The following is a 13,986-nucleotide window of genomic DNA, read 5'->3' as shown; positions in this document are numbered from 1 at the left end:
AATCAATGTTAATTCCTCCTATGATGTTATATACGTTTATCATGCCAAAAATTCACTGAAAAATGCTCGTCTTCATGATACGCTTCAAACTCATATCCTTTTTCTTTTAATCCTTTTATAATAGCTGGTACAGCAGCAACAGATTGTGGATGAATATCGTGCATTAGAATCACTTCTTTGGACTGGTTTGCATTTGTTAAGACATTTTGAACAATCTGAGATGAAGCGGCATCAACTGGCATCTTATTATACTTCCAATCTAAAGAGTCAATAGTCCAATCCCATACTTTTAAATTAGCTTCTACTGTTCTATTTCGAAGTGCTTCATTTAATCCTGGCATGGATCCATATGGAGGACGAGTTAGTTTTGGGGATTCTTTAATAATATTTGCTATTAAACCTTGATCTTCTTTCATTTCATTTACATATTCGCCACTTGTATATAATTTTTTAAAATCATGTGTCATACTATGCATGCCCACATAATGCCCTTCTTCCTTTTCACGTTTCACCAACTCTGGAAACTGTTTTACATTTTCGCCAATTAAGAAAAATGTTGCTTTCACATCATTTTCTTTTAAGATGTTTAACAAATCAGCCGTATATTTACCTGGTCCATCATCGAAAGTAAGATAAACAACCTTTCTCTCCTTACCATTAAAATGGGTTGGTGTTGCTTTTTTTATTTTAATTTTTGGTTGTTCACTTGCTAGCTGTACAGTATTTTCTTGCTTGGCCACAGCTTTTGCAGGTGAATTAATCGATTGAAACATATAATAACCAATTGCTATTGCAACAATTGCTACTATTGTAATTATTATTTTTTTGGTATTACAAAAATTTCTCATGAATCAAATCCCTTTCTTGAAAAATCTCTATATCAATATACACACATACATAAGTGTGTATGATATCTCCAATCACTTTTAGCTAACAATACATATGATGTAACTTAAAAATTTTTGAGTTATTTTGTTGCGATATAATTATAAAGTGCTTTTTTCTTTTTTCTCATCGTGTAGAAAAAAGAAAAAAGCAGCATCCTTTTGTGGAATTTCACAAAAGGATGCTGCTACATGAATTTTTGTAACTTAAGATCCAAGTATAGAACCATTTTTTGATTCGGATCTTTTAAATCGATTTCACTGATTTCACAGATTCTTTTAAGTCTATAGCTTAGTGTATTGACGTGAATATTTAAAATTTTAGCTACTTCGCTGGTATTACTGTCATTGTTTAAAAATATTTCCAACGTTTCAACAAGATTACTATTATATTTACAATCATACTTATGGAGCTTCTGCAATGCTTGGTTTTCATACTCCTCCTGCTTTCTTTGCTCAAGTAGAAGGTCAATTAATTGATAAATCCCCATGTTTTGATAGCCATGAATATTAGCTGTGTCGGAAGGGAATTTTTCCTTTATAGATAATACGATTAATGTTTCTTTATAAGCTTTACTGATTTTTTGATAATCACTATATACACTGCTGAACGCTGGTTTGATAGATTTAATTTCATATCGTTTTTCCATCGTGTTAACAAATCTTTCGACGAAATTGTTAATTTCATGAGAAGGTTGACTGAGATTATCTAACGAAGTAAGAAGAATTAACTTGTTACGATCAATTGTATAAAGTAGAATTTTCAAATGTTCGCTTGTTTTTAACAAATAAGAAATTTGTTTTTCTTTTTCACTCGTAATTTCTTGTTCAAAATGAAATACGACAACGTTAAATAAGGAAGCCGGCGTAATATGAAGTACCTGAAAGTCTTCAATAATTTCCTCATTTGTTTGTATATGATTAGTTAGTAGCTTCCAAAAAAATTCTTGTGAACGTTCGTCCTTTTTATTTTTTCTGGTTTGGAGCTGAAGAAGCTTACTTTTTACAGCTTCAGCAGATTTTTTCATCAAGGCATAATCTTGTTCAGTTAAAGAGCGCTTGATTTCTAAAGCCCAAATGAATCCCAGTACGTCCTCTTTATTCCAAATGGAAATCGCAACTCTGTCACCGAGGCCAATATTATCTATCTTTTTTACGTGAATAGGTTCACGACTTTTTAAAAGAGTAGGAATAACCCCCTCTTTCCATAAGTTATTAATTACTTTTTCAGGTACACGCCTACCCATAATAGTTGCAATTCTTGCAGAGTCTGTTCTTTCGTCATGGGTACTATATGCAAGGAGACGATGATTTACATCTTCTACTGTAATAGGGCATTGCAGAATCTCACTGATTATATCAGCAAACTCTTCCAAATTATCGAAGGTGACTTTAAGAGAATTATTTTTCATATATGTCAAGATCCATCCGTTCTATTTAAAATATATTTTCGTATTTACTTTAAAAGAAATTATCTCTTGTGTAAATTACTAAAATAATAACATAATCCCGTTAGCTTTTTGCAAATGTAACGAGACCGGGTTTTATTAACATGATTTTTTCAACAATAGCAATATTTCTATTTGTTTTATTGTGTAGGATTGAACTTTATTCTTTTTAGATTTGAATTGAGGAATGTCATTCTGCTTCTTAAAAAACGTAAAAAAGCAACTGCGAGGTTTCTCAATATTGACACCTCCAGGTGAAAATGTACAATTTTTTGTCTTTTATAGCAATGAAGCTCATTTTTATCGTTTTTGGAGCGATCTATTCTGCTAGGTTGATGGACATGGGGTAGCGTCAGGATTTTGTGCTTTTACAACGTTAAGCATATTTTTCTAGCAATTATCCCAGTTACTGTAACCTGACTACTTCTAAATCCTTTTATTTATATGTATAATTGTATAAAATTACAACGTTTTGAATCGAGGTGACAATTATGAGAAGTTTAGGTTCATTAGTAACCTCTACTATATGTTCAGTAATCCTTATAACTTGGAATGCCTATACCTTCTATGACAAATTCACAACCGGAAATACATATTTTTGGATTAGTGGCATCATAGGTATAATGTTCCTTCTATTCTTTATCAGAGACATGCGAGATATCATCAAGAAGAACTATAGAACTTCAACAGATTAGGAGCGAATACATATGTGGAAAGAGCTTAGTAATTACAAATATCATTGTATGGGGATTCGTTTTATCTGAAAACATAGTAAAATGAAAGCGTTTTGAAAATAAATCCGATTATGAAACATAGAAAAACCCCCTGCTTTTTGAACAAAAAGCAGCGGATTTTTCAATTTATTTCTTCTCCATCACAGCAAAGTAATTCTCTTCATGATCCGCAAAATTAAACACTCTACCGGAAGGCATATTTACAATTTCTCCGACTGTGATATTTTTATTTAATAAGGTGCTACGTAATTCATCGAGATTTTCCGAAAAAAACATTAGAGAAGGTGTACCAAGATTTAATCCGGGTGACATTTTAGCAACGAATTCCTTATTGTGCAAAATGATGCTTGTTTCTGCGCCCTTTGTTGGAGCAATTTCAATCCATCTCATTCCTTGACCGTTATTTTCTTCAGAAACTACAGTAAACCCTACTTTTTCTGTCCAAAAATCCACTGCCTCATCTTGGTTATTTACATACAACATAATTTGACCAACTTTATGAATCATAGACTTCCCCACTCCCTTATATAAGTAAATACCAAACCCGATGCTTCTAATTCTTTCCATCGCCAAGGTTTCTGAAACCCCGTGACAACTTAATAGATACGCCAATAAATGAAAACTTCCTTCTAAAAGAAACGGAGCATTTTCGTTTAAGTAGGAGATTATAAAAGAAAGATAGAATATTAACAAAATATTTTATAAGGGGGAATATAATTGTCAATTTCAAAAGATACTGCCAGCTACATGATTCGTACAGGAAAAATAGAAGATTCCGAGGCCATTTTAGACATACAGAAATCCGTTGTTTCCGAAGGCAAGTTTCTCATTTCGTTATCCGAAGAATTTAATAAAACGTCATCCGAGCAAAAGGAATGGGTACAAGGCGTATTGGAGAATGAAAGAGAAACATTACTTGTTGCTGAAAAAGATGGTGAAGTGGTTGGCTGGATCGTTTTCCTTAGCGAAAATAAAAAACGATTGTCTCATACAGGTTCCTTTGGAATCATGATCAGTAGAAATTACAGAGGACTAGGAATTGGGACAATGCTACTACAAGCTTTATTAGACTGGGCAGAGAAAAATCCTCTCATTGAAAAAGTAAGTTTAGGAGTTTTCTCAACAAATCATAGTGCAATATCGTTGTACAAAAAGATAGGTTTCATTGAAGAAGGACGTAAAATTAAGGAATTTAAAATGAATGATAATGAATATGTAGATGATATTCTTATGTATAAATTCGTTTAGTGAAATTTTAACCACAAGACAATCACAGGTACCACGCAATAAAAGCCGTTCTCCTATAAACTACGGAAATCGGCTTTTATCATTTATATTGAACACCTTTATTCATGTAAAAAGATTAAGATTTATTAGCGATTATCATAAAACGTTTTGAATTTGTACGGATTCCTTTTTCCGTTTTATTTGTTATGATGAATTTTTCCAAAATACCAAAGTCCTCTTTCTCTTCACCAAATCTTGGTATGATAGGTGTGTGTTTTAATAGGAATAAGAGGTCTTCAGGTGTTTGGTAATAATCAATCGCATCATATTCTAATATTTGCACATCAGTAAAACCTGCAGACTTCAACTCTCGAACATACTTTTCTTTTAATGTGCCGTCTTTTTCCCCTAAGCATTGTCCTCTTCCAAACGCTGCTTTTAAGTTCCATTTATCATGTTCGCTGACTTGCTGCGTCAAAAAGATACCACCCTTTTTTATTACTTTTGCTATTTCTGCTGCAACAAAAGGCGCATGACAACAAGACACAATGTCAAAAAAAGAATGTGGAAACATCAAGCCATCGGACTCCATTTTGAAAAATCTAACGTTTGATACACTTGCTTTTTCCAAATTAGACTGTGCTGTTTCTATCATTCCACTTGAATTATCAATCCCAATCATGAATAAGGCTGCCGGTGCAATTCTTAATACATTCTCTCCCCCGCCTGTACCAATATCTAGCAAAACATCTGAGGATTTGCATCTCTCTATGACTTCTTCATAAAACTCCCACGTAGCACCTTCTGTTACGTATTTCAGTTTACTAAAATCCCAACCGTTTGATCTTCCGACTTTATCATAAAAATTTTTGTAATCTAATTCATTCATTTTGTGTATCCACCTTCCAAAAGAGTGTAAAAACTAAGTTTTTGAGACTTGTTAACGAAATAGTCCAGTACCTTAGTTTGATAAGAACAGTGACTACCGCAACGGATTCAAAGCTTATATTTCCGAAAAAGGACAGACTTCTCCCTTGATAGCCGGTACGCGTTTTTTCCAACCCGAAAACTAGTTACTTCGAACAATACGGAAAGTCATCTACTTCACCTCATTTGAAAGATTATACTTCATTATACGCCGTAACAACTTTTGTATATATTGTAGAATTCAGACTATTAGTTGAATTCTATTGAAATGTATTTTTAATTCTATTTCGCATTATTAATATAATTCCACCTAAAATTGATAACATCCCTAAAGGCATTGTATTGGATTCTGTACCTCCGGCGTTAGGAAGTTCCCTGTTATCGTTTTTCATTTTAAGAGGAGTGTTAGTTTGTTTCGTCTGTGTTAATTCAGTTAATTTATTTTCTACATTTTGCTTTGTCTGTGTTAATTCAGCTATTTTCTCTTCTACATTTTGCTTCGTACGTGTTAATTCAGTTAATTTATTTTCTACATTTTGCTTCGTCTGTTTCAATTCAGATACTTTCTCTTCTTCTACATTTTTCTTCATACGTGCTAATTCAGTTAATTTATTTTCTATAGTTTGCTTGACCTGTTTTAACTCAGATACTTTTTCTTCTATAGTTTGCTTCGTACGTGTTAATTCAGTTAATTTATTTTCTATAGTTTGCTTGATCTGTTTTAACTCAGATACTTTCTCTTCTGCATTTTGCTTCGTCTGTTTTAATTCAGTTAATTTCTCTTCTGCATTTTGCTTGATCTGCTTTAATTCGGATAACTTCTCTTCTGCATTTTGTTTCGTCTGTTTTAATTCCGTTAATTTCTCTTCTGCATTTTGCTTGATCTGCTTTAATTCTGCTACTTTCTCTTCTGCATTTTGCTTCGTCTGTTTTAATTCTGCTACTTTCTCTTCTGCATTTTGCTTCGTTTGTTTTAGTTCTGCCACTTTCTCTTCTGCATTTTGCTTCGTCTGTTTTAATTCTGCTACTTTCTCTTCTGCATTTTGCTTCGTTTGTTTTAATTCTGCTACTTTCTCTTCTGCATTTTGCTTCGTCTGTTTTAATTCTGCTACTTTCTCTTCCGCATTTTGCTTCGTTTGTTTTAATTCAGATACTCTCTCTTCTGCATGTTGTTTCGCCTGCTTTAGTTCGGATAACTTCTCTTCTGTATGTTGTTTGATAGAATCGTGTATTTTGACGGTATCAGGAACTTCAGCATTAATGGTGTCAGCTCCTGTTATCATTGCTAAAGCTAGTGTGGATATTGCTACTGTTTTTTTCGTACTCATCATTTTGGACCTCTTTTCTTTCATGAGTAATGAACTATTATGTACAAATCTGAAGATGAAAATATCATAATACCAGTATAACATTATACCAAATGTTTACAAATAAAACTAGAATAGTAGGTCTATGTGTAATTGGAGCCAGTATAGTTATGTGGACATAATGTAGTTCAGTCCTTACAATGGATTTCAAAGAGGAAATGTACCTATGATAAATACGAAACTTCAGGAAGAATTTAACGCATTAACTCTCCCGTAAGAAAGGAAGGTATATATATGACAGAGATATTGAATTTATCTTTATACTTCATTTTGTTTATCCTAATAATATCCATAGTCTGTTTCATCTTATTAGTACTCATGAAGATTTTCGGAAAACAAATGAATAATCGTCGTTCTGTTGAAAAAGAACTAAAAAAACATTCTTCAATAACAGATACAGCAGGACATAAAGACTCAAACATAACTACCAAAGATGCTGAAGCAGATTGGATGAATGCAGTGATGACAACATCTTTTCTTGCTGCAGCTATGAAAAATGCTAATGAAGATTCAAATATCGACCATGATTCAGGAACTAGCAGCGATAGTTCCGATGCAGCAAGCCATAGTGATTCATTCGATGGTGGGGACTCATAGGGTGAATCACTATGAAGCATACTTAGCTTTAAATGATAACATCCGCTAGTTTTGTATACACTTCATGACCAGGCTTATATTTTGTTATATTTGTACCTACTTTCACTACAATACCTGAAGCATCTAATCCTAAAATAATAGGAAATGAAAAAGGCAATTTCTCTTGCAATTCTCCCTTTCTCGTTTTCCAATCAACTGGATTTATCCCGCATTAACGGACAGTAACACTCCCACCTCAAAATTCAGAGGAAGCGAAGAAGTTAGGTGGGAGATGAACTGTCCGTAAAAGCCCGATTGGTTCAACTAATAATCAGTGGGGGATGGAGAAAACCCCCACTGATTAAAGTTTCACTTTATAGCTGCCGCACAGAATATCAAGAAAATTGCCAACTACTTAGCCTAACTAGGCTAAGTAGCTGGCAGGCCTTTTTGATTCTTTTTTAGTTTAGCAAGAATGCTTTGTGAATAGATGAATTGCTTTTTCAGGTACATAGAATTTTCCATTGCTTTCTACAACGATGCTTCCTAATTCATAATCTTTTCCATCGATACGGATCATATTTTTATTAACAAACAATTGAGCCTTCGCTTTATTGTGTTTTACTACAAGCACTGGGTTTGCTACATCTTTTTTGTCAATTGTTACAGTTGCACCAATTTGTTTAAAGGCTATTTCAGCATCTAAGAATAATTTGTTTGTTAATTCTCCTAAGTGAAAGCCCATTGCTTTGGCCATTGTCTTCGCAATGTCCGTATTTTGGACGAAACCGTATGGCTTCCCGGGGCCGTAAGAGTATAAGAATACATCTTCACCCGTATGACCACCTGTTGTAAAGCCGATGTTCGCACGGTTTGCCAATAATTTAGTAAAGATTGGACCTACATCGGCTTTCTTTTGTGCAGCTTTTAACTTTTCTTTTTCATCATCAGTTAGGTTATCTAAACCGTAAAGTGCAGCTACCTCTTTAATATTAGATAAATCATCTTTTAGTTTATTTGTAGCACCTTCAAGTGTCATTTTTGCCTTTTTCAGTGGATCAATGTAGGCAGAGACTGGTGTGGTATCATATCCTTTTGTGGTATTGCTGTTCCCAATGGAAATACCGCTATTACCATGATCCGCTAAAGCAATGACCATCGTGTTCCCATCTTTTTTCGCAAATTGTAACGCTTCTGCAACTGCAGCATCAAATGCCAATACATCGCTAATCATCCCGATTGGATCATTGGCATGTGCTGCCCAATCTGGCTTACTGCCTTCTACAAATAAGAAGAAGCCATCTTTATCTTTTGATAATGTTTGAATTGCTTTTCTCGTCATTTGGGAAAGTGTTGGCTGCTCAGGGTTGGTCGCTTCACGATCCATATCGAACGCAAGTGCAGCATTTGAGAACGAGCCCCAAATTTTATCGGATTTGGAGTTTAACAGGGCATCCTTTGTTTCCACAAAGTCGTACCCTTTGTCTTGAATCACTTTTATTAAATCTTCGTTGTCTTGCCGGATTCCACTGCTTGCCGCAGGCTGAAGTACTGCCTTTCCCCCGCCTAACACGACTTCTATATTTTGATACACTTGCTGCTCACCAATCACCTCAAAATTTTTGCGAATAACATGGTGAGCAGAAAAACCAGCCGGAGTAGCATGCTGAATTTCCGATGTAGCAATAATTCCTGTTGCGCGGTCAGAATGTTCTGCGCCTTCTAAGACGTTGGCAACTGGACGAAACCTGTCTTCTTCTTTGATCGGTTCTACGCCAGGTGAATTCACAACAGAAGGTAATACGCCCACGTAGCTTGAATTTGATTTATTTCCTGTCGCTAAAGCTGTTGCTGCTGGCGCTGAATCGGTAATAGCTGATTCTGCCGAATAAGTACGAACACCTCCTGATGCGATTTGATCTAGTGCAAGAGGTGCACCTTTATACCATCGAGCCAATGTTGTGGCTGAAGAGCTTGTCCCATCCATAACCATCATAATGACATTTTTTGGTTGCTTCCCTACTTGTGTCGCCTCAGCCTTTACCTCGTTATCGTTCATCATGCTTCCTGCACCTAACGAACCTAGTGCTACTATTCCCGCTAATGTTAGTCCCATCATCTTTTTACGAAGAGTAGTCATTGTTGTCCCTCCAAAATTTTTCAGCATCCCCAATCTAACATTCGTATGTAAACAAGCTGTTTCTTCTTATTTAGTAGTACCCTATTGTCACGAAGCTAACAATAACTCGTTCCCTTTGCAGCCAAGTAGTTGCAAAAGTTTTTACAGGAATTACTGTTACTGTTTTAACCGAATCTTAATTTTTAATATTATAATGAATACAGGATTACCAGAAAATACAAACAAAGGAGAGACCATATGAATGATATGAAGGATAATTTAATCCCCCTTTTAGAAGAGTTAAAAAAAGAACCAACGAAAGAAAATGTAACCGAAATATTAAAAGAATTCGGTGTACAGTACCCTGAATATTGGGCTAAAGATGAGATAGAAGGTAAAGAAGCTGTTCTTGCCAGCTTTCGTTTTTTAAGGCCATTCCAAGAAATATTGGATATGTATTTATATAATAATGAAAGCTGGGTTCAAAACTCGATTCAACGTGCGAATGAACAAGCAACACCTGATACGAACAACTTGATTATAAAAGAAATGGTACAAGCAGGAATCCCACCTGAAAAGATAGGATTGTTTGCGTACTGGATAGCTAGATCAGCTATTAACGAGATTCTATATCGTCTATCTGATCCATGCGGTGGAGATTATGATTTACCAAATGAAGGAGAAGAGCTACCCTCTTGGAGACTAGAGGAATATACAGCGCAAAGTGGAAATCCAATGAACGTAGAACGTACAGGACGACTTTTACTTGAATTACATAATATTTTTCCATTCCATAATCCAGGTGAAAAATAAGAAAAAAGACAAACAATTGAATTCTCCCCCCTCTAGCATAATAGCAGGGAATTTTTTGATCATGTAGAAAAAGGTCATATGCTATATTCTTCAACTATGTGAATCGTATAGTGAATCGAATGATATAAGGGTGGGAGTTAATGTGTTAAGAAAACCAAAGAGATTACAACCGGGAGATCGCGTCGCGACAATTAGTCCTTCTTGGGGAGGCGCAGGCGATCCGGAACTGAGATGGCGTTATGAACAAGGGATAAAAAGATTAGAAGAAATTTTTGGTCTTGTGGTTGTACCTATGCCAAATAGTTTGAAAGGTTCAGATTATATTTATGAGAACCCACAAGCTCGTGCGAGAGATCTAATGACGGCATTTCAAGATAAAAGTATTAAAGGGATCTTTGCGAATATTGGCGGAGAAGATAGTATTCGCCTGCTTCCTTATATTGATTTTGATGTTATACGTGAGAATCCAAAAATTTTTATGGGCTATTCAGATGTGACCATTCCACATTTATTTTGTCATAAAGCAGGCATTTCTTCTTTTTACGGTCCAGCTATTTTAACCGATTTTGCTGAAAACGTTGAAATGGATCCATATACGATTGAAATGGTAAATCGAATCCTTTTTTCAAATGAGACGATTGGCAACATTCAACCCGCTACAGAATGGACAAGTGAGCGTTTAGAATGGATCGAATCGAACAAGAATAAACGGCGGACAAGGCAGCAGAATACTGGATATGAACTCCTTCAAGGCTCCGGTATCGTACAAGGCCGTTTAATTGGAGGTTGTATAGAAGTACTGGAATTCGCAAAAGGAACAGAACTTTGGCCTGAGAAAAAATATTGGGAGAACAGCATTCTATTCTTTGAAACATCTGAAGACAAGCCAGATCCAACTTATATAAGATATTGGTTACGAAATTATGCGGCGCAAGGCATTTTACAAAACACGAATGGAATCATTTTCGGCAAACCGAAAGACGAGAAATATTATGAAGAATATAAACATGAAATTCTAACAGTTATGAAAGAATATCGTTTAGAAGATTTACCGATTCTTTATAACTTAAATTTTGGTCATACTGAACCTAAGTTTATTTTGCCTTATGGTGTCATGGCAGAGATTGATTGTGAAAGGAAAACATTTTCGATTTTAGAAAGTGGCGTGCAATAACGTAAAATTACCATCAGTAAGGGGGTCACTCCTCCCCTGCTGATGGCTCTCAGGATGTATTCCTATCGAGTTCTATACATGTGAACGAGCACGTTGTCACAGAAGAAATTTTTCTTCCGATAACGTGCTTTTTTATTTACATAATGTTCCTTGGCTTTAGAAAAAGATATAATATAAATCTCGAATATACATTGAATTCTTTATACTATCACGAAAAAAGGAGAGTGTATGTTGAAAAAACAAACAATAATAATAGGTATTACTGTATACAGCTTATTATGTATGGCATCTATATATACATATACAAAACAAATAGCCAATCCTGTTATGAGTGATGTGGGCAGATTGCTTCCTACAAAGATTAAACGGGTTGAAAATGTGGAAGATGAGCAGACCTTAAAGAAGCTAGTTAAAGATGCAAATGCTTCAGGTGAGAAGATTTCAATTGCGGGAATGCAGCATAGCCAAGGCGGACAGACCTATTATCCAAATGGTACAGTGCTAGATATGAAAGGATATAACAAAATATTAGAGTTTGATCCAGAGAAAAAGAGAATTCGCGTGCAAAGCGGCGTGACATGGGATGATATTCAAAAGAAAGTAAATCCATATGGTCTTGCTGTTCAAGTGATGCAGTCTCAAAATATTTTTACAGTTGGCGGTTCATTAAGTGTAAATGTACATGGACGTGATATTCGTCATGAAGCACTCATTGATACAGTAGAATCATTTCGATTGTTAATGGCAGATGGTACGGTTAAAAATGTAAGTAGAGAAGAAAATGCTGATTTGTTTCCTTATGTTATTGGAGGTTACGGATTATTCGGTGTGATCTTAGATGTGACGCTTAAGTTAACGGATGACGAACTATATGAAATGCAGACAAAAACGCTAGATTATAAGGAGTATACAGCTTATTTTAAAGAGAAGGTAAAAAAGGACGAGAATGTTCGAATGCACCTAGCGCGTATTTCCGTAGCTCCAACCTCATTTTTAAAAGAAATGTATGTAACAGATTATGTTTTAGCAGAGAACCAAAATAAACGGGAAGAATACAGCAAACTAAAGGAAGAAAATATTATTGCTGCACCGAAATTATTCCTTGGATTATCAAGGTATAGTGACTGGGGAAAGAATACGTTTTGGGATATGCAAAGGAACTACATTGAACGCATAAATGGAACATATGAAACTCGAAATAATGTGATGCGATCAGATAGTACTTTTATGGAATACGAAAATCCAAATCGAACAGAGGTTTTACAAGAATATTTCGTACCTATCGATCACTTTACAGCGTATATAGATGATTTGCGAAATGTATTAAACAAAGAAGAGTTGAACCTTCTTAATATTACTATCCGTTATGTAGAAAAAAATGAGAATGCGGTTTTATCCTATGCAAAGGATGATATGTTTGCACTTGTACTCCTTATTAATCAAGGACGTTCTGAGGGTGAAATAAAGAAAACGAAAGCAGTGTTAGGGAAGATGATAGATGTTACTTTAAAGCACAATGGAAGTTATTATTTACCCTATTATTCTTATCCAACAAAGCAGCAACTTAAGAAGGCATATCCACGTATAGAGGAATTCTTTCAAAAAAAGAAAGAGAGTGATCCGCAAGAACGATTTGTAAATCTATTTTATAAGGAGTACAGTGAATGACATATAGAAGATTTGTAACTTCGCAAAGCATAATTATGATGGCCGGTAGTATGGTATTCCCCTTTTACATACTGCTGCTTCGAAATGTTGGAGATAGTTTCTCTCAATTTGGCTGGGCATATGGCTTATTTGCGTTAACTTCCGCTTTAGTCTATCCACTAATAGGAAAGATCTCTGACAAATTTGGAGATAAAAAACTATTAATTGTATATGCTTGGTCTATGGCGGTATTAATGCTCTTTTTTCCCATTGCTACAGAAGTTTGGCATGTTTACATTCTGCAAATTATTATGGGTTGCTTAGGTGCCGTGCAACGAAACACCGAAAAAACTTCACTTGCACGAAAAGTAGAAAGCAAAGAAGCAGGCTATGAAATAGGAAAATACCACGTATGGACTTCAGTTGGCGGTGCAGTAGCTGTCATTGCAACAGGGTATCTAGTCGACTTTTTAACGATTGGTACCATTTTTTATATTGCTTCCGTTTTATATATGGTGAGCGGTATTGTAATAGGAAGGCAGCATAAGTAGACAGTAATCTATCTACTAAATAGTGCTTTTTTCAGTATTCACTTGGACAATTAATAAAAAAGAGCATTAGCACTGCTCTTTTTTGTGGTTCTAGTGCAAGAATTTTATCAGTTTGAACTAGTCTGTTTTTAGCCCCTCCATAAACTTCTCAAACTCCTTCAAAAACCGCAGCTTCATCATCCCAACAAGTTCATTTCAGTGCTTTGCTATCTGAATTTCTGTTATATCTTTATACTCCGTCTCCTTATCATAATAATCATCCCGATACATAATCACACCCGCATTCTGCTCAATCTGCCCTTTCTCCCTTAGATCAGACCAAAGCAGACGCTTATCTTGACGCGACTCTACCCCGCGGGACAATTGCGACAGCACTACGACGCATACGTTTAAATCACGTGCTAGCAGTTTACGGGAAACCTCACCCATTTCTTGAAACACGTTTCCTCTATTGGTCGAATCACCTGTAATAAGCTGCAAATAATCAATACTAATAACTAGAAATTGAAGAACTTAAAG

General features: G+C 35.2%; 13 protein-coding genes and 2 pseudogenes. 7 read left to right on the top strand and 8 right to left on the bottom strand.

The genetic code is table 11. The annotated features are described in order from the left end of the window. Positions 1 to 26: 26 nt before the first annotated feature. Both NSQ40_RS04720 and NSQ40_RS04715 read right to left on the bottom strand, forming a co-directional pair. The gene (locus NSQ40_RS04720; protein ID WP_003209849.1) at positions 27 to 848 is read right to left on the bottom strand and encodes a peptidoglycan-N-acetylglucosamine deacetylase; all 822 of its coding nucleotides are present in this window, start codon (positions 846 to 848) and stop codon (positions 27 to 29) included. A gap of 224 nt (positions 849 to 1,072) precedes the next feature. Beyond that, positions 1,073 to 2,296 carry a PucR family transcriptional regulator gene (locus NSQ40_RS04715; protein WP_033796744.1) on the bottom strand — a complete coding sequence of 408 codons (1,224 nt, stop codon included), beginning with the start codon at positions 2,294 to 2,296 and terminating at the stop codon, positions 1,073 to 1,075. Positions 2,297 to 2,823: 527 nt separating this feature from the next. Between NSQ40_RS04715 and NSQ40_RS04705 the strand changes: the two genes are divergently transcribed. After that, positions 2,824 to 3,027 (top strand): hypothetical protein, encoded by a 204-nt coding sequence (locus tag NSQ40_RS04705; protein ID WP_077295241.1) that lies wholly within the window; start codon positions 2,824 to 2,826, stop codon positions 3,025 to 3,027. Between the two features lie 165 nt (positions 3,028 to 3,192). On the opposite strand, the gene NSQ40_RS04700 is transcribed toward NSQ40_RS04705, so the two are convergent. Next, positions 3,193 to 3,573 carry a VOC family protein gene (locus NSQ40_RS04700; RefSeq protein WP_033797140.1) on the bottom strand — a complete coding sequence of 127 codons (381 nt, stop codon included), beginning with the start codon at positions 3,571 to 3,573 and terminating at the stop codon, positions 3,193 to 3,195. Positions 3,574 to 3,783: 210 nt separating this feature from the next. Between NSQ40_RS04700 and NSQ40_RS04695 the strand changes: the two genes are divergently transcribed. Next, complete coding sequence (locus NSQ40_RS04695) at positions 3,784 to 4,314, top strand: GNAT family N-acetyltransferase (RefSeq protein WP_033796743.1); 531 nt, start codon at positions 3,784 to 3,786, stop codon at positions 4,312 to 4,314. 115 nt (positions 4,315 to 4,429) lie between these two features. On the opposite strand, the gene NSQ40_RS04690 is transcribed toward NSQ40_RS04695, so the two are convergent. Then, on the bottom strand, positions 4,430 to 5,182 hold the full coding sequence (locus tag NSQ40_RS04690) for a class I SAM-dependent methyltransferase (protein ID WP_097787177.1): 753 nt from the start codon (positions 5,180 to 5,182) through the stop codon (positions 4,430 to 4,432). 298 nt (positions 5,183 to 5,480) lie between these two features. Further along, positions 5,481 to 6,551 carry an LPXTG cell wall anchor domain-containing protein gene (locus NSQ40_RS04685; RefSeq protein ID WP_003195628.1) on the bottom strand — a complete coding sequence of 357 codons (1,071 nt, stop codon included), beginning with the start codon at positions 6,549 to 6,551 and terminating at the stop codon, positions 5,481 to 5,483. Positions 6,552 to 6,926: 375 nt separating this feature from the next. On the opposite strand from NSQ40_RS04685, the gene NSQ40_RS04680 reads away from it, so the two are divergent. Continuing rightward, positions 6,927 to 7,184 carry a hypothetical protein gene (locus tag NSQ40_RS04680; protein WP_255261225.1) on the top strand — a complete coding sequence of 86 codons (258 nt, stop codon included), beginning with the start codon at positions 6,927 to 6,929 and terminating at the stop codon, positions 7,182 to 7,184. A gap of 49 nt (positions 7,185 to 7,233) precedes the next feature. On the opposite strand, the pseudogene NSQ40_RS04675 reads toward NSQ40_RS04680, so the two are convergent. Then, positions 7,234 to 7,389 (bottom strand): annotated as a pseudogene (locus tag NSQ40_RS04675) (alcohol dehydrogenase catalytic domain-containing protein); the annotation flags it as partial. Positions 7,390 to 7,629: 240 nt separating this feature from the next. After that, the gene (locus tag NSQ40_RS04670; RefSeq protein ID WP_033796742.1) at positions 7,630 to 9,303 is read right to left on the bottom strand and encodes an alkaline phosphatase; all 1,674 of its coding nucleotides are present in this window, start codon (positions 9,301 to 9,303) and stop codon (positions 7,630 to 7,632) included. A 237-nt stretch (positions 9,304 to 9,540) separates the two neighbouring features. On the opposite strand from NSQ40_RS04670, the gene NSQ40_RS04665 reads away from it, so the two are divergent. From NSQ40_RS04665 to NSQ40_RS04650, 4 genes are all read left to right on the top strand, one after another. Continuing rightward, entirely contained in the window at positions 9,541 to 10,095 is a 555-nt protein-coding gene (locus tag NSQ40_RS04665; protein ID WP_003195621.1) for a hypothetical protein, read from the top strand. Positions 10,096 to 10,237: 142 nt separating this feature from the next. Then, positions 10,238 to 11,269 carry a S66 family peptidase gene (locus tag NSQ40_RS04660; protein WP_033796741.1) on the top strand — a complete coding sequence of 344 codons (1,032 nt, stop codon included), beginning with the start codon at positions 10,238 to 10,240 and terminating at the stop codon, positions 11,267 to 11,269. Between the two features lie 231 nt (positions 11,270 to 11,500). Then, positions 11,501 to 12,937 carry an FAD-binding oxidoreductase gene (locus NSQ40_RS04655; protein WP_033797698.1) on the top strand — a complete coding sequence of 479 codons (1,437 nt, stop codon included), beginning with the start codon at positions 11,501 to 11,503 and terminating at the stop codon, positions 12,935 to 12,937. Beyond that, positions 12,934 to 13,467 (top strand): MFS transporter, encoded by a 534-nt coding sequence (locus NSQ40_RS04650; RefSeq protein ID WP_018782957.1) that lies wholly within the window; start codon positions 12,934 to 12,936, stop codon positions 13,465 to 13,467. Before NSQ40_RS04655 ends, NSQ40_RS04650 begins: the two co-directional genes overlap by 4 nt. A 117-nt stretch (positions 13,468 to 13,584) precedes the next feature. Here NSQ40_RS04650 and NSQ40_RS04645 read toward each other — a convergent pair. Continuing rightward, positions 13,585 to 13,968: pseudogene (locus tag NSQ40_RS04645) on the bottom strand (DnaB-like helicase C-terminal domain-containing protein); the annotation flags it as partial. Positions 13,969 to 13,986: the final 18 nt, after the last annotated feature.

The organism is Bacillus sp. FSL K6-6038, assembly GCF_038050455.1.
GTDB lineage: Bacteria > Bacillota > Bacilli > Bacillales > Bacillaceae_G > Bacillus_A > Bacillus_A pseudomycoides.
This window is presented reverse-complemented; position numbering and strand designations above follow the sequence as displayed.